Origin of the sequence: Hwangdonia lutea, from assembly GCF_032814565.1 — a bacterium.
Taxonomy (GTDB): Bacteria; Bacteroidota; Bacteroidia; order Flavobacteriales; family Flavobacteriaceae; genus Hwangdonia; species Hwangdonia lutea.
This window is the reverse complement of record NZ_CP136521.1, coordinates 1,087,531-1,101,975: the sequence shown is the minus strand read 5'-3', so window position 1 is coordinate 1,101,975 and position 14,445 is coordinate 1,087,531. Positions and strand designations below refer to the sequence as shown.

Sequence of the window (14,445 nt, the reverse complement as noted above, 5' to 3'; positions counted from 1 at the left end):
TATGGTAACATTTAGCAAAGCAAAATTAGAAGACCTCAATAGCATTGTTGCTATCGAACAACAAATTTTTAATACCGATAGTTATCCCGCTTTTGTAATACGGCAATTATTCGATATTTCCGGTGATTATTTTATAGTCGCCAAAGAGGATGACAAAATACTTGGTTATGCTTTGGGAGGTATCAATACAAACAAAAAACAAGGGTGGATTTTATCATTAGGAGTAGATAAGAATGCAAGAGGCAAAGGATTGGGTAAACAATTAACAGCTCGTTTAGTTGAAGTTTTAAAAGCTGAAAACACAAAAGAAATCGCTTTAACGGTATATCCCGATAACCCTTCTGCCATAAAAATTTATAAGGATTTGGGATTTGAAGGCGATGAAATTTTAGACAATTATTTTTTAGATAATGAAGACCGAATTGTTATGATTTTAAAAACGAATCAAACATGAAAAAAATTGTTTTAGTTTTACTAGTTTCAGCACTGGTAATCGGGTGTAAGGATATTAAGAAAACCGAGGTTTTAGGAAATGAGCCTGCACAACTTTTTTTCAATGGAGACATTTTAACAATGGATTCTGAAAAACCAGAATACGCTGAAGCCATTGTAGAAAAAAATGGTAAAATTGTTTTCGTTGGAAGCAAAGACAATGCAGAAACAAACTATTTCGATGCCATAAAAATCGACCTTAAAGGAAAAACATTGTTGCCTGGTTTTATAGATCCGCACAGTCATTTTGGAATGGTTTCCAACACTATGGGGCAAGTAGATTTAAATTCAGAACCTGTTGGAACGATTACCAATATTGATGATATTCTAGAAAAATTAAAGCATTACAAGGAAGTCAAAAGTATTCCTGATGGCGAATGGATTTATGGTTGGGGTTACGATGATGGTCAATTGGCAGAAAATCGTCATCCAACAAAAAAGGATATCGATAAAGTGTTACCAAATAATCCGGTGTACTTACAGCATACAAGCGGTCACATGGGGGTTGCAAATTCTTTGGGGCTTGAAAAATTACAAGTTTCAGCAAACACTAAAAGTCCTGAAGGTGGAAACATAGATCGTTTTTCAAACACTAATGAGCCAACGGGTTTGGTGCAAGAAACGGCCATGTATCCTTTTGTAAGACTGATGTTGGAAAAATTAGCATCAAAGCAAGAAGAGTTTTTCGATACCACACAAGAATATTACGCGTCCCACGGAATTACTACAGCACATGATGGCATGACGGACAGAAACACCATTCGTTTCTTTCAGTCGCAAGCCGATGCAGGAAAATTTAAAATCGACTTGATTTCTTTAGCCGGTTATGCGGAATTGGATGCAAATTTGAAGGATTCCACACTTCAGTTTAAAACCTACAAAAACGGATTTAAAGTGCAAGGCACAAAAATAGTTGCCGATGGTTCGCCACAAGGTAAAACAGCTTTTTTTACAAAGCCCTTTTTAACTGAAGTTCCGGGTTGTACGCACGATTGTAGAGGCTTGCCGAGTTTAACGCAAGATGCTATAAATGAACTATTTGTAATGGCTTACGAGAAAGATAATCAACTATTTGTGCACTGCAATGGCGATGCCACGGTTGATATGATTATTAAAGCACATGAAAATGCGTGTAAAACTTTAAATGAACCATTAGATAAAGACCGAAGAACCATTATTATCCACGCACAATTTGCTCGACCCGATCAACTAGAAACCTTTGTAAAGTACAATATGGAACCCTCATTTTTCACCAATCACGCGTATTTTTGGGGAGACGTTCACGTCGAAAATTTAGGAAAAGAAAGAGCGGAGTTTTTAAGTCCCATGCTAAGTGCTACCCGATTAGGTTTAAAACCAACCAACCATTCCGATGCCACAGTAACACCAATCGATCCTATTTTTACGGTTTGGACAGCTGTAAATCGCGTATCAAGATCTGATACAGTCATTGGTGAAAATGAGAGAGTAACACCTTACCAAGCGTTAAAAGCCATCACAACAAATGCTGCTTACGAGCTTTTTGATGAAAATTTAAAAGGCACTTTAACCGAAGGGAAATTAGCCGATTTCGTGATTTTGGATAAAAACCCGTTAAAAGTAAAGGCTATGGAAATTAAAGAGATTCAAATACTCGAAACCATTAAAGAAGGTGTGAGTGTTTATAAATAATAATGAAATACAAATGTCATGAAAAATTTAAAAGATAAAGTAATCATCGTAACAGGGGGCGCAGCAGGAATTGGAGGCGCAATGACTACTGAATTAACCGAAAGAGGAGCTTCTGTAGTAGCAGTAGATTTAAATGAAGATGCTGGTAAAGAAAAAGTAGCATCAAACCCAGAGCAAATTGTATTTTTAAAAGGTGATATCTCGAAAGAATCGGTTGCAAAAGAAGTGGTTGCAATGGCCATTTCTAAATTCGGAAAATTAACAAGTGTAGTTAATAATGCACACGCATCTCGACAAAAACCATTGATGGAACTTACCGAAGCAGATTGGGATTTGTCGATGAACACAGGTTTAAAAGGCACTTTAAACTTTATGAAAGCGGCCTATCCAGAGCTTAAAAAATCTGGTGGATCTATTGTCAACTTTGGTTCCGGCGCAGGATTATTGGGTCAGAAAAACCAAGGCAGTTATGCTGCCGCCAAAGAAGCTATTCGAGGCTTGTCTCGTGTGGTGGCCAATGAATGGGCGGAGGATGGTATTCGCGTAAACATTGTTTGTCCGTTAGCTTTTACCGATGGTGTTAAATATTGGAAAGAAAATTTTCCCGAGCAATATGAAGAAATTATAAGTAAAAATCCAATGGGGCGTTTTGGAGATCCGCAAAAAGATGTTGCACCAATTGTAGCCTTTTTGTTAAGTGATGATAGTCAGTATATGACGGGTCAAACATTGATGGCAGATGGTGGCGATATAAAATTGAGATAACCCGTTGTGCATTTTGAAAAAACTCTGTCAGTTCGAGTAAATATTACGATTGGAATGAGTAAAATTTGTATCGAGAACAAGAATTTTAACTTGAAATTGATTCTTGATACAATTTTTCGTGCTTCAAAATCACTCGAATTGACATATAGATATTTTTTCCATTCAAAATGCACAACGGGTTAAGATAGTAAAAAGCAAAATAACCATGATCACTTCAGATTTATTCAACCTAAAAGGAAAAACAGCCATTGTAACCGGTGGCGCAAATGGCATAGGTAAAGCAACAGCTTTACTATTAGCAAAACATGGCGCTAATATTTCAATTGGAGATTTCAATTTGGAAGAAGCCAAAAAAACGGCCAAAGAAATTGAAGCTTTGGGCGTTAAGGCCATTGCGGTTTCCTGCAACGTTTTAAAAGATGAAGATATGGTTAATTTGGTTGATACAACGGTAGCGAAATTGGGAGGTATCCACATACTAATAAACAATGCTGGTGGCGGAGGTGGCGGTCGGGAAAATCCTTTTAAAATCTCCGTAGAGGATATAAAACGCGATTATGAGCTCAATGTATTTAGCGGTTGGCGATTGTGTCAATTGGTAGTGCCGCACATGAAAAAAGCCGGTTATGGTTCTATTGTTTTTACAACCTCAATGTCTAGTGTTAACAGAAGTCCAAATATGAGTGGTTATGGCGGTTCTAAAGCAGCGGTAAATCATACGGTTGCAAATTTGGCTCACGATTTCGGGCCCGAAGTCCGTATCAACGCCGTTGGTCCCGGAGCAACCAGAACTGCAGCCTTAGAAAGTGTTTTAACTCCAGATATTGAAAAAACCATGTTAAAGCACACTCCAATTAAACGATTGGGAACAGCAGATGATATTGCAGGAGCCATGTTGTATTTTGCATCTCCAATTTCAGAATGGGTGAGTGGGCAAACGCTATTTGTAAATGGTGGTGGAGAACAAACCTTGGAGTGAGTAATAAAAAATTTTAGTTTTTAAAAAAAGCAGTTATTCAACAATAACTGCTTTCATATTTTTTTACGATGAGACAATTTTTCAATAACCGTTGGGTATTATTATTAGTCATCACATTAACTTGGGGAAGCTCCTTTATGCTGATAAAAAAATCGCTCGTTGCATTTACACCTTACGAAATTGGCGCCATTCGTATTGTTGGTTCGGGTTTGATGCTGGCAATTATAGGTATTCCTGCCATTATAAAAATGTCTAATCGCACCTTGCTTTGGGTTACTGTAGTTGGCTTTTTCGGCAACTTTTTACCTATGTTTTTGTTTCCTATCGCCCAAACAAAAGTTAGTAGTTCTTTGGCAGGGATTTTAGATTCCTTAGTGCCGGTTTTTGTGTTGGTATTTGGGTTTTTGCTCTTCGGAATTAAGAGCCAGCTATCTCAAGTTGTGGGAGCTATTATTGGCTTTTTTGGCGCTGCAAGTTTAATCTATTTTTCGGATGCAAACACAGAAGGATCACAGTTTGCATATACCATGTTAATCGTTTTGGCAGGTGCATCCTATGGCATAAATGCTGTTGTGATTACAGAACGAACTTCAAAAGTAAAAGCCGTGGAGTTAACCGCTGCGGTGTACACCATTTGGGCTATTCCAGCTATGGTTATATTATACTTCACGGGATTTATTCAGAATTTTGAAATAACACCAGAAACCATACAGCCCATAGGTTATTTGGCATTTTTAACCACTTTCGGTACAGCTATTGCCATGTTATTGTACTACAAATTAATACAGAACACCTCAGCGGTTTTTGCTAGTACAGCGAGTTATTTATTGCCAGTTGTAGCCGTAATTTGGGGCATTGTTGATGGCGAAAAATTTACATGGTGGTATGTTTTAGGCGCGGTATTGATTTTAATAGGAATCTATCTTATTCGAGAGAAAAAGAAAGACCCCAAATTGGCACCTCGTACCTAACTTGGTTTTTAAAATACTAATCTCCCGATTATAGCTGAATATCACGTTTATACGCATTGCATAAGTAAAGTAGATATGGCAAAAAAATTGCCGAAATAGATTAGTTTTAATATATTTAAAGAAATTAAGCAATTGTGAATCGATATCGCTTATAGTGTTATCGTTGATGGATGTCATGTCGTGCTAAAGTTCTAACCATTATTAACCAATAAAGATAAGCCCATGAAATTGACTTCAAGAGAAACAGAAAAACTCATGCTTTTTTTAGCAGGTGAACTTGCTGAAAAACGAAAAGCACGGGGCCTAAAATTAAACCATCCAGAATCCATAGCCCTTATTAGTTCAAGATTACATGAATTAGCCAGAGACGGGAAAAAAGTGGCAGAATTAATGCAAATTGGCGCCACATTTCTTACTAGGGAAGACGTTATGGAAGGTGTGCCCGAAATGATTAAGGACGTACAAATCGAAGCTACTTTTCCGGACGGAACCAAACTCGTTACCGTTCATAACCCTATTCGTTAATAAAACCAAGAGCCATATGATACCAGGGGAATATATTTTAAAAGAAGAAAAAATAGTTTGTAATGCTAAACACCAAAGTATTACTTTAAAAGTGATAAATACGGGTGACCGACCGGTACAGATTGGTTCGCATTATCATTTTTTTGAAGTCAACAAAGCCATGGCTTTTGACCGTGAAAAAGCATTTGGAAAGCGCTTGGATATTCTGGCAGGAAATGCACTGCGCTTTGAACCCGGCGAATCTACCGAAGTTCAACTCATAGACATAGAAGGAAGCAGAAGGGCGTATGGCGCAAGTAACCTAACTCAAGGCGATACAACGTCAAAAGAAAGCTTAGAAAAAGCGATGAAGAAAATACAATCTGAAAATTTTAAAAACACTAAATCATGAGCTTTAAAGTAGACAGAATAAAATACGCTAATATCTACGGGCCAACCGAAGGAGATAAGATTCGTTTAGGAGACACCGAATTGTTTATTCAAATTGAAAAAGACTTTAATAAGGATCATTATGGTCAAGAAAGTACTTTTGGGGGAGGTAAAACGGTACGAGATGGAATGGCGCAATCGTCCACCAAAACGAGAGATAAAAATGTACTCGATTTTGTTATTATAAACGTTATAGTCATCGATCATTGGGGTATTGTAAAAGGTGATGTGGGCATTAAAGACGGAAAAATTGTAGGTGTTGGTAAAGCGGGTAACCCCGATACCATGGATGGCGTTGCAGATAACATGATTATTGGTGCATCCACAGAAGTACATTCTGGTGCCGGTCTTATTTTAACGGCTGGAGGCATAGACACACATGTTCATTTTATTAGTCCGCAACAGGTAGAGCATGCCTTGTTTAGCGGCGTTACCACCATGATAGGTGGTGGCTCTGGACCAGCAGATGGTACCAGCGCTACCTTGGTTACTTCTGGGGCTTGGCATTTAGAAAAAATGATACAGGCTACTGAAAACTACCCGATGAACGTGGGCTTTTTTGCCAAAGGAAATTGTAGCACAACAGCGCCTTTGGAAGAGCAAATTGAAGCCGGGGCATTAGGGTTAAAAGTGCATGAAGATTGGGGAGCCACACCAGCGGCACTCGATGCTGCCCTTAAAGTGGCCGATAAATATGATGTTCAGGTCGCGTTGCATGCCGACAGTTTAAACGAAGCCGGGTTTTTAGAAGATACGGTTAAGGCCATAAATGGAAGAACCATACACACCTTTCATACCGAGGGCGCGGGTGGAGGCCATGCACCGGATATTATGAAAATTGCCTCGCATCCTAATGTGCTTCCCAGTTCAACCAACCCAACCAGACCATACACCATCAACACAATTGATGAACACTTAGACATGCTTATGGTAGCTCATCATTTAAAAAAATCGATTCCGGAAGATGTAGCATTCGCAGATTCAAGAATCAGAAAAGAAACTATGGCTGCAGAGGATATTCTTCATGATTTAGGAGCTATTAGTATGATGAGTTCAGATTCGCAAGCCATGGGAAGGGTGGCTGAAGTTATTATAAGAACATGGCAAACCGCCCACAAAAATAAGGTGCAACGTGGTTATTTAAAAGATGATTCAAAAATTGAAGCCGATAATTTCAGAGCTAAAAGATACATTGCAAAATATACCATTAATCCAGCACTCGCACATGGTATTTCTAATTATGTAGGTTCTGTTGAACCCGGCAAAATGGCCGATTTAGTATTGTGGAAACCAGCATTTTTTGGCGCTAAACCAGAAATGGTTATAAAAGGCGGTATGATTGCCGCAAGTAAAATGGGAGATCCCAATGCTGCTATTCCCACACCACAACCCGTTATAATGCGAAAAATGTTTGGAACCTTAGGGACTGCTGTTCAAAAAACGGCGGTAACCTTTGTGTCTCAAGCGGGAATAAAAAACAACATTGCTGAAAAATACGGCGTTAAAAAGAAATTGCTAGCCGTAAAAGGGTGCAGATCTGTTGGTAAAAAAGATATGATTCATAATGACGCAGTACCTCATATTGAGATCAACCCTGAAAATTATGAAGTCACGGTCGACGGAAAAGTGATTACCTGCGAGCCTCTTGACGTAGTCCCATTAGGGCAACGCTATTTCCTTTTTTAACGGTGCTTTTCATAAATTAAAACGATGATCTGTAAAACAGTACTTGGCAATTTAGAATCATATCCTATTGGTAACAAAACTAAAGATGTACTCAACCTCCAATGGTTTGAAGCTACAAAGCGCATTATGCGTAAGCGTACCGAAGCCAATCAAGAGGTTGTTATCAAATTTTTAAAGGAAGGAAGCAGGCTTAAAGAAGGAGATATTCTTTTTGAGGATGATGCCCAAATTGTTGTTGTAAATATTTTGCCTTGCGATGCTATACAAGTAACGCCAAGGTCTATTTACGAAATGGGTACGGTTTGTTACGAAATTGGCAATAAACATCTGCCTCTTTTTATTCAAGACAATCACGTGCTTATTCCTTACGAAAAACCATTGGAACGCTTGTTGGTAGCTACAGGTTATCAGGTTACAAAAACGCATTGCAAATTACTCAATATGTTAAAGGCTAATGTAGAGCCTCATCAACACGGAAGTGCGGGAAGCTCACTCTTTTCAAAAATTCTTGAATTAACCACAAAGGAATAGAAAAAATTTAAGTTGCTGCTGTCTAAAATTATTAATCAAGAACAGCACCCAATTATATAGATTGTAGATGAAAAAAAATAATAACATTAGTGAAACAACAAAGCTCGGGTCGCTTTTAGAAATTCTGCATATTACCGATCCAACACTACCTATCGGTGGGTTTTCGCACTCCAATGGTTTAGAAACCTATGTTCAACAAAACTTAGTGCATAATGTTAGCACCGCTAAAAATTTCGTTGAAAGCATGCTTAAAAACAATTATAAGTATAATGATGGACTCGCGGTTAAATTAGCCTATGGGTTCACCATTGAAAATAATCTGGAAGAACTCCTTAATTTAGACCTCGAATCCCATGCTTTAAAAGCCCCTTTCGAGGTGCGCGATGGCAGTCAGAAACTAGGAATCCGTCTTATAAAAATATACAGCAAGTTATTAAGCATCCCTTTTTTAAACACCGTTAACGCGTATGTTTTAGAAAACAAAATGTATGGGCATTATGCAGTGATTTATGGTATAATAACGGCGCTGATGAAAATAGATAAGGAAAAAGCAATCTGCGCATTTTTGTACAACGCCGCGGTAGGCATGGTTACCAATGCTGTAAAACTAGTTCCATTGGGGCAAACAGATGGGCAGCAAATAATTTATGATGTTCAAGGCCTTATAGAAAATCAAACTTTAGAAATAATGAAACTAGAAAGAGCTATGTATGGCGTTTGCAATACCGCTTTAGATATAAGGTGTATGCAGCATGAACATTTATACTCAAGATTGTATATGTCGTAACAAAACAAAACCTATGGAAGAAAGAAAATATATAAAAATAGGCGTTGCAGGACCGGTGGGTTCTGGAAAAACGGCCTTGATTGAAAAACTAACAAAAAGGATAGCGAAAGACTACAGCATTGGTGTGGTAACCAATGATATTTACACCAAAGAAGATGCTAAATATCTTGAAAAAAATTCATCATTGGAGGCCAATAGAATAATAGGGGTTGAAACAGGCGGATGCCCACATACAGCGATTCGAGAGGATGCCAGCATGAATCTTGAAGCGGTTGACGAACTCATCATTAGGCATCCAAATATCGAGATTGTTTTTATTGAAAGTGGTGGTGATAATTTATCTGCGACCTTTAGTCCAGACCTTGCCGATGTTACCATTTTTGTAATCTCTGTAGCAGGTGGAGCGGATATTCCCCGAAAGGGAGGTCCGGGAATTACCCGTTCGGATTTGTTGGTAATTAATAAAATGGACCTAGCCCCTTACGTGAAAGTGGATTTGAAAGGAATGGAAAATGATGCTCGAAAAATGAGAAATGGTCAACCTTTTGTTTTTACCAATTTAATGAAAGATAAAGGTTTAGAAGGGGTGTACCAATGGATTAAACACTATGCTTTGGTAGAAGAACACGCCAAAGAACCTCAAGTGCTTAAATAATGGAAAGATACAGTCTTAAAACGGGGTTGAGGGAGCAAACCATTTTGAAGGATGTTTACTTTACCGCGCCATTTAATTTAGTTGAAGTTAGGGAAAACAAGAAAAACCAATTATTGGAGATCATGGTGATGTCCTCATCACCCGGACTCCTAAATGACGATTGTTACGATATCAACATTGAGGTTATTAGCGGTTCGGCGTTAAACCTGCAAACCCAATCGTATCAGCGCATATTTGTTTCTGAAAAAGGGACAAGCCAAAACATGAAGGTTTCGGTGGGTGAATCGGCTTATTTTAGCCACGTTCCACATCCAGTGGTGCCACACAAAGGAGCAAAATATACAGCAAAAAGCGTTATTAAGCTTAAAGAAAGCAGCACGCTTTTGTGGGGAGAAATATTAACTTGCGGACGAAAATATATGGCCGAAGGTGAGCAGTTTCAGTTTAAAAAGCACCATGCGATTACAGAAATATATCAAGATGAAATTATGATTTTTAAAGACAATCTTTATATTGTTCCTGAAGAAATAAACCTTGAAGAATTCGGTCAATACGAAGTATATACCCACCAAGGTAGTTTGTTTTTTGTTGCACCACAAACCGATGTTAGGCAGCGTATGGAAAATATTTCCAAAGATTTATCAAAGGAAGAAGGCATCAGTTTTGGTATTTCTAAAGTGATGGATAACGCGTATGCGCTCCGGATTTTAGGAAACGAAGGGCAGCAGCTTTATAAACTTTTTACCCAAATTAGAAAGCAAGAAGATGCATTAATAAACCAAGCAATAAGCACATTAATATGATGGAAACTGAACTGGGTATTTTATTATTTACGGCAATTTCGGTTAGTGTGCTGCATACGGTTTCAGGCCCCGACCATTACATTCCTTTTATAGCCATAGGCAAATCTAAAGGATGGAAACTGCCAAAAATTGTTATGTGGACAGCCATTTGCGGTTCGGCGCATGTATTGGCTTCTGTACTTTTAGCCTTGGGTGGCGCTGCAATAGGGTTTTCCTTGGGGAAAATAGATGGGTTAAACGAGGTAAGAGGTGGTTTGGCGAGTTGGGCTATATTTATCTTTGGAGTTCTATATTTTCTGTATGGTATTTACAATGTATATCGCGGTAAAAGACATAAGCATTTTGATGTTTACGATGATGGTTCAGTCTATGTTTTTGAACACAATCATAAACAAATGACTTATGTTTCCAAAAGAAGAAAAGTAACACCATGGATTTTGCTTTTAATTTTTCTGTTGGGCCCATGTGAGGTCTTATTCCCCTTGTTGACATACCCTGCCGTGGAGCAATCGGCATTTAACATGTTATTATTAATTGGTACGTTTTTGCTCACCACGGTTTCAACTATGATGTTGGTTGTGATGTTGTTGTATTACGGATTCAATTTTGTAAAAACCGAATGGTTAGAAAAAAACATTACTCCAATTTCAGGGCTGTCCATTGCGTTATGTGGCGTAGGTATGGTTTTTTTAGGTTGGTAAAATTTCATTAAGTAGAGCCAAACATACCAATTCAAAATAACGTTAATTGCAGGAATAAATTTTAAAGTTCGCAATTACTGCTTTTGTTTAAATAAGCGGCATGATGGCTAATTAAAATCCAACACTTTTCTTTTTAAAAACGATTTTTGGTCTTTCAATGTAATTATGATATTCACATAATCAGTCACTTAAAGTGCGTTTTTTTGTAAATTTTTACAGTATCACAGCGACGCAACGCTGCTATACAGCTTATACTTATTTTGATAATTAATCTAAAATCACAACATATTTAATGATATTTCTTGCGATGAAATCTTATATTTGACGAAATTAAATAAGCTTATGATTAAAAAGGTTTTTCTTACACCATTTCAAAAATTCGTAAAAATTGAAAGCTTTAGTGGTATTTTACTATTGCTCTCAACAGTTGTTGCGCTTGCTTGGGCCAACTCATCTTTTGGCGATATTTACCGAGAGATATGGCAATACGATATTGGAATTGTAACGGAAACTTTTGAGTTTAAAAAACCTTTAATCCTTTGGATAAACGACGGATTAATGGCCATATTTTTCTTTTTAATAGGCTTAGAAATAAAAAGGGAATTATTGATTGGCGAGCTTAATTCCGCCAAAAAAATCGCCTTCCCATTAGTTGGGGCTTTAGGTGGTATTTTGGTGCCGGTAATCTTCTTTATCATATTAAATCAAAACCCTGAAACGACCAAAGGTTGGGGCATACCCATGGCTACCGATATTGCATTTTCATTGGCTATTTTAAATGTTTTGGGTAAGCGAATACCGTTAAGTCTCAAGATATTTTTAACAGCTTTTGCCATAGTGGATGATATTGGTGCTGTATTGGTAATTGCTTTGTTTTATAGCGGCACCATTAATGTAACTTTATTGCTCATAGCAGTAGTGCTGTTGGGCGTTTTATATTTGTTCTCGTTTAAAGGGTTTTATTCGAGCTATGTGTTTTTCATTTTCGGAACAATCATTTGGTTCTTATTTTTAAAATCGGGAATCCATCCCACTGTGGCTGGAATTTTAATGGCTTTTTCTGTACCGATAAGGCAGAAAATAGGAACTTCAACATTTTTAGAGCAGTTGGAAAATGTATATAATGATATAAAAAATGCCAGTGTTCTTCAAAAACCAGTGCTTTCCACAGACCAAATAGATCATATTGATGATTTAGTAGATTGGACTTCTAAATTCCAATCACCACTTCAGAAATTAGAAAATAATTTACACGGGTGGGTAGCTTATTTCATCATTCCAATTTTTGCTTTTGCCAACGCTGGCGTATTAATTAATGGTTCAGAAAACCTAGATACTGCCTTGGTTACTAATATTGTAATCTGTTTAATTTTGGGCAAAAGTATTGGGATTACTTCGTTGGTTATATTGGCCAAAAAAGTAAAATTAATTACCATCCCAAGCGATATTAGTTTTAAGCAAATTATAGGTGTTGCTTTTTTAGCCGGTATCGGGTTTACCATGGCCATTTTTATTGCAAGTTTAGCTTTTGCTTCTTCCCCGGAGTATATAGATTCTGCTAAAATAGGAATCCTAATTGGGTCTTTTATTTCAGCTATTATTGGCTTTACAATCTTACGATTTAATTCTAAAAAGGAATCTGTAGAAGAAACAAGCATATAAAACCTGTTGATTTTTAAATTGTTATATGTAATTTCCTAAGTTTTATTGCATTTTCAATTTTTTAACAAACACTTAACATTGATTAGTTCGGTATGAATCGAACTAAACGTATATTTGCATCATTAATTTAAATGATAATCTAAAATGGAACAGTCTCAGCAAAAACAGCAACTTATCGAAGAAGTGGGTGTTCATTTAGAGGAACGCGCTAATTTATCGCCTTTAGCGTCACGTATTTATGCGCTGCTTATTTTGTCGTCGCACGACGGAATGAGTTTTGAAAACATTGTAAGTACCATGCAGGCGAGTAAGAGTTCCGTATCTAGTAATCTAAATGTACTATTACAATTAAGTTATATTGAGTATTACACTAAATCTGGAGACCGAAAACGATATTTTCGAACCTCCGATTTTTACATTAAAAACGCCTTGGAACAGCAAAGTCACCTTTTGGAAAAGGGGCTTAAAATGGTTCGAAAAATCAATCAGTTTAATGAAGAAAATAACCCAGAAAAATTTAAAAATGAAAAATCACTGGGCTTATTATATGAGAAGCATTTGAATGAACAACTAGTAAAAATACATCAAACATTAATTGAAATTGAAAAATTAAAAAAGCAAGCTTAAAACACTAAAACATGAAATTTATCACTAAAAATATAGTACCACTTTTATTGCTTTCCATGGTCGTTTCTTGTGGAAACGATAAAGCATCTCAAAATTCCGCAGCAAATAAACAAAGCGCAATGGCTTTACCCGTTGTGGCGGTGCCAACCAAAACGGTTACCACTTTTACAAACTTTCCAACAAGTATCGAAGGTGTTGTAAATAGTGAGGTTCGAGCTAAAATTTCAGGTTATATCACTGATGTTTTGGTTGACGAAGGACAAAAAGTACGCAAAGGACAAACCTTATTTAGGCTAGAAACACAAGCCATGAACCAAGATGCGGCAGCAGCAAAAGCAAATGTAAATGCAGCTCAAGTTGAGGTAGATAAATTGATTCCTTTAGTAGAAAAAAACATAATTAGTGCGGTACAATTGGAAACCGCTAAAGCCAAATTACAACAGGCAAAAAGTGCTTATAACAGCATCGTTTCAAACATAGGTTACGGTACTATAAAAAGTCCTGTAGATGGTTATATTGGTGATATTCGCTTAAGAAAAGGGGCGTTGGTTAGCCCTTCCAATCAAACGCCTTTAACCACAGTTTCAGACATAAGTAACGTGTATGCCTATTTTTCAATGAATGAACGCGAGTATATCGATTTTATTCAGAATGCCAAAGGCAATTCAAAAGAAGAAAAAATTAAAAACCTCCCCGAAGTTACGCTAATTCTTGCCAATGGTAGTGAATATCCTGAAAAAGGAAAAATTGAAACCATCAACTCGCAAGTCAATAAACAAACAGGAACCGTATCGTTTCGAGCTTTATTTAATAATTCGAACGGCATCCTAAACAATGGAAACAGCGGAACAATAAAAGTACCAAAAGTTTACGAAAATGCTTTAGTGGTACCACAGGTGGCAACTTTCGAGAATCAGAACAACAGGTTTGTTTACACACTTAAAAAAGATGCGAATGATGCCACGGTTGCCATATCAAAAGCCATTAAAATAAAAGGACAGAGCGGTAATTTATATATTGTTGAATCGGGTGTGGACAAAGGTGAAACCATCGTTGTAAAAGGCGTAGGGAAATTACGCGACGGCACTTTGGTGGAACCTCAAAATTCCGATTTTGATAGCATTTCACAGCCTATTCGAACGGAGTTTCAATAATATTTAG

At 37.2% G+C, this 14,445-nt stretch carries 16 protein-coding genes; all 16 read left to right on the top strand.

The window, feature by feature from the left end:
* Position 1 precedes the first annotated feature (1 nt).
* The 16 genes from RNZ46_RS04720 (at position 2) to RNZ46_RS04645 (ending at position 14,438) form a co-directional block, all read left to right on the top strand.
* A complete protein-coding gene (locus RNZ46_RS04720; RefSeq protein ID WP_316984226.1) occupies positions 2 to 454 on the top strand; it encodes a GNAT family N-acetyltransferase in 453 nt (150 codons plus the stop codon).
* On the top strand, positions 451 to 2,163 hold the full coding sequence (locus RNZ46_RS04715) for an amidohydrolase (RefSeq protein ID WP_316984225.1): 1,713 nt from the start codon (positions 451 to 453) through the stop codon (positions 2,161 to 2,163). Before RNZ46_RS04720 ends, RNZ46_RS04715 begins: the two co-directional genes overlap by 4 nt.
* Positions 2,164 to 2,181: 18 nt before the next feature.
* Positions 2,182 to 2,928 (top strand): SDR family NAD(P)-dependent oxidoreductase, encoded by a 747-nt coding sequence (locus RNZ46_RS04710; protein ID WP_316984224.1) that lies wholly within the window; start codon positions 2,182 to 2,184, stop codon positions 2,926 to 2,928.
* 205 nt (positions 2,929 to 3,133) lie between these two features.
* A complete protein-coding gene (locus tag RNZ46_RS04705) occupies positions 3,134 to 3,907 on the top strand; it encodes a glucose 1-dehydrogenase (protein ID WP_316984223.1) in 774 nt (257 codons plus the stop codon).
* A gap of 68 nt (positions 3,908 to 3,975) precedes the next feature.
* The gene (locus RNZ46_RS04700; RefSeq protein WP_316984222.1) at positions 3,976 to 4,878 is read left to right on the top strand and encodes a DMT family transporter; all 903 of its coding nucleotides are present in this window, start codon (positions 3,976 to 3,978) and stop codon (positions 4,876 to 4,878) included.
* Between the two features lie 222 nt (positions 4,879 to 5,100).
* Positions 5,101 to 5,403, top strand: coding sequence for an urease subunit gamma (ureA, locus tag RNZ46_RS04695; RefSeq protein WP_316984221.1), 303 nt, complete (start codon positions 5,101 to 5,103; stop codon positions 5,401 to 5,403).
* Between the two features lie 16 nt (positions 5,404 to 5,419).
* Positions 5,420 to 5,794, top strand: coding sequence for an urease subunit beta (locus RNZ46_RS04690; RefSeq protein ID WP_316984220.1), 375 nt, complete (start codon positions 5,420 to 5,422; stop codon positions 5,792 to 5,794).
* Positions 5,791 to 7,518: an urease subunit alpha gene (gene ureC, locus RNZ46_RS04685; protein WP_316984219.1), complete on the top strand. Its 1,728-nt coding sequence runs from the start codon at positions 5,791 to 5,793 to the stop codon at positions 7,516 to 7,518. The genes RNZ46_RS04690 and ureC overlap by 4 nt, the downstream gene beginning before the upstream one ends.
* 24 nt (positions 7,519 to 7,542) lie before the next feature.
* On the top strand, positions 7,543 to 8,049 hold the full coding sequence (gene ureE, locus RNZ46_RS04680; RefSeq protein ID WP_316984218.1) for an urease accessory protein UreE: 507 nt from the start codon (positions 7,543 to 7,545) through the stop codon (positions 8,047 to 8,049).
* Positions 8,050 to 8,116: 67 nt separating this feature from the next.
* The gene (locus RNZ46_RS04675) at positions 8,117 to 8,836 is read left to right on the top strand and encodes an urease accessory protein UreF (protein ID WP_316984217.1); all 720 of its coding nucleotides are present in this window, start codon (positions 8,117 to 8,119) and stop codon (positions 8,834 to 8,836) included.
* Positions 8,837 to 8,849: 13 nt separating this feature from the next.
* Entirely contained in the window at positions 8,850 to 9,491 is a 642-nt protein-coding gene (gene ureG, locus RNZ46_RS04670) for an urease accessory protein UreG (RefSeq protein WP_316984216.1), read from the top strand.
* The gene (locus tag RNZ46_RS04665) at positions 9,491 to 10,294 is read left to right on the top strand and encodes an urease accessory protein UreD (RefSeq protein ID WP_316984215.1); all 804 of its coding nucleotides are present in this window, start codon (positions 9,491 to 9,493) and stop codon (positions 10,292 to 10,294) included. The genes ureG and RNZ46_RS04665 overlap by 1 nt, the downstream gene beginning before the upstream one ends.
* On the top strand, positions 10,291 to 10,995 hold the full coding sequence (locus RNZ46_RS04660; protein WP_316984214.1) for an urease accessory protein UreH domain-containing protein: 705 nt from the start codon (positions 10,291 to 10,293) through the stop codon (positions 10,993 to 10,995). The genes RNZ46_RS04665 and RNZ46_RS04660 overlap by 4 nt, the downstream gene beginning before the upstream one ends.
* Before the next feature lie 342 nt (positions 10,996 to 11,337).
* Positions 11,338 to 12,657 (top strand): Na+/H+ antiporter NhaA, encoded by a 1,320-nt coding sequence (nhaA, locus tag RNZ46_RS04655; RefSeq protein ID WP_316984213.1) that lies wholly within the window; start codon positions 11,338 to 11,340, stop codon positions 12,655 to 12,657.
* 144 nt (positions 12,658 to 12,801) lie between these two features.
* Entirely contained in the window at positions 12,802 to 13,284 is a 483-nt protein-coding gene (locus RNZ46_RS04650) for a GbsR/MarR family transcriptional regulator (RefSeq protein ID WP_316984212.1), read from the top strand.
* Positions 13,285 to 13,295: 11 nt separating this feature from the next.
* On the top strand, positions 13,296 to 14,438 hold the full coding sequence (locus RNZ46_RS04645; RefSeq protein WP_316984211.1) for an efflux RND transporter periplasmic adaptor subunit: 1,143 nt from the start codon (positions 13,296 to 13,298) through the stop codon (positions 14,436 to 14,438).
* Positions 14,439 to 14,445: the final 7 nt, after the last annotated feature.

What these genes read in the sequence shown, in the direction of transcription:
- RNZ46_RS04660 (WP_316984214.1), top strand. Translation starts at nt 10,291, where the DNA reads ATGATGGAAACTGAACTGGGTATTTTATTATTTACGGCAATTTCGGTT.
- ureA (WP_316984221.1), top strand. Translation starts at nt 5,101, where the DNA reads ATGAAATTGACTTCAAGAGAAACAGAAAAACTCATGCTTTTTTTAGCA.
- RNZ46_RS04645 (WP_316984211.1), top strand. Translation starts at nt 13,296, where the DNA reads ATGAAATTTATCACTAAAAATATAGTACCACTTTTATTGCTTTCCATG.
- RNZ46_RS04720 (WP_316984226.1), top strand. Translation starts at nt 2, where the DNA reads ATGGTAACATTTAGCAAAGCAAAATTAGAAGACCTCAATAGCATTGTT.
- RNZ46_RS04675 (WP_316984217.1), top strand. Translation starts at nt 8,117, where the DNA reads ATGAAAAAAAATAATAACATTAGTGAAACAACAAAGCTCGGGTCGCTT.
- ureG (WP_316984216.1), top strand. Translation starts at nt 8,850, where the DNA reads ATGGAAGAAAGAAAATATATAAAAATAGGCGTTGCAGGACCGGTGGGT.
- RNZ46_RS04715 (WP_316984225.1), top strand. Translation starts at nt 451, where the DNA reads ATGAAAAAAATTGTTTTAGTTTTACTAGTTTCAGCACTGGTAATCGGG.
- RNZ46_RS04710 (WP_316984224.1), top strand. Translation starts at nt 2,182, where the DNA reads ATGAAAAATTTAAAAGATAAAGTAATCATCGTAACAGGGGGCGCAGCA.
- RNZ46_RS04665 (WP_316984215.1), top strand. Translation starts at nt 9,491, where the DNA reads ATGGAAAGATACAGTCTTAAAACGGGGTTGAGGGAGCAAACCATTTTG.
- RNZ46_RS04690 (WP_316984220.1), top strand. Translation starts at nt 5,420, where the DNA reads ATGATACCAGGGGAATATATTTTAAAAGAAGAAAAAATAGTTTGTAAT.
- RNZ46_RS04700 (WP_316984222.1), top strand. Translation starts at nt 3,976, where the DNA reads ATGAGACAATTTTTCAATAACCGTTGGGTATTATTATTAGTCATCACA.
- nhaA (WP_316984213.1), top strand. Translation starts at nt 11,338, where the DNA reads ATGATTAAAAAGGTTTTTCTTACACCATTTCAAAAATTCGTAAAAATT.
- ureE (WP_316984218.1), top strand. Translation starts at nt 7,543, where the DNA reads ATGATCTGTAAAACAGTACTTGGCAATTTAGAATCATATCCTATTGGT.
- RNZ46_RS04650 (WP_316984212.1), top strand. Translation starts at nt 12,802, where the DNA reads ATGGAACAGTCTCAGCAAAAACAGCAACTTATCGAAGAAGTGGGTGTT.
- ureC (WP_316984219.1), top strand. Translation starts at nt 5,791, where the DNA reads ATGAGCTTTAAAGTAGACAGAATAAAATACGCTAATATCTACGGGCCA.
- RNZ46_RS04705 (WP_316984223.1), top strand. Translation starts at nt 3,134, where the DNA reads ATGATCACTTCAGATTTATTCAACCTAAAAGGAAAAACAGCCATTGTA.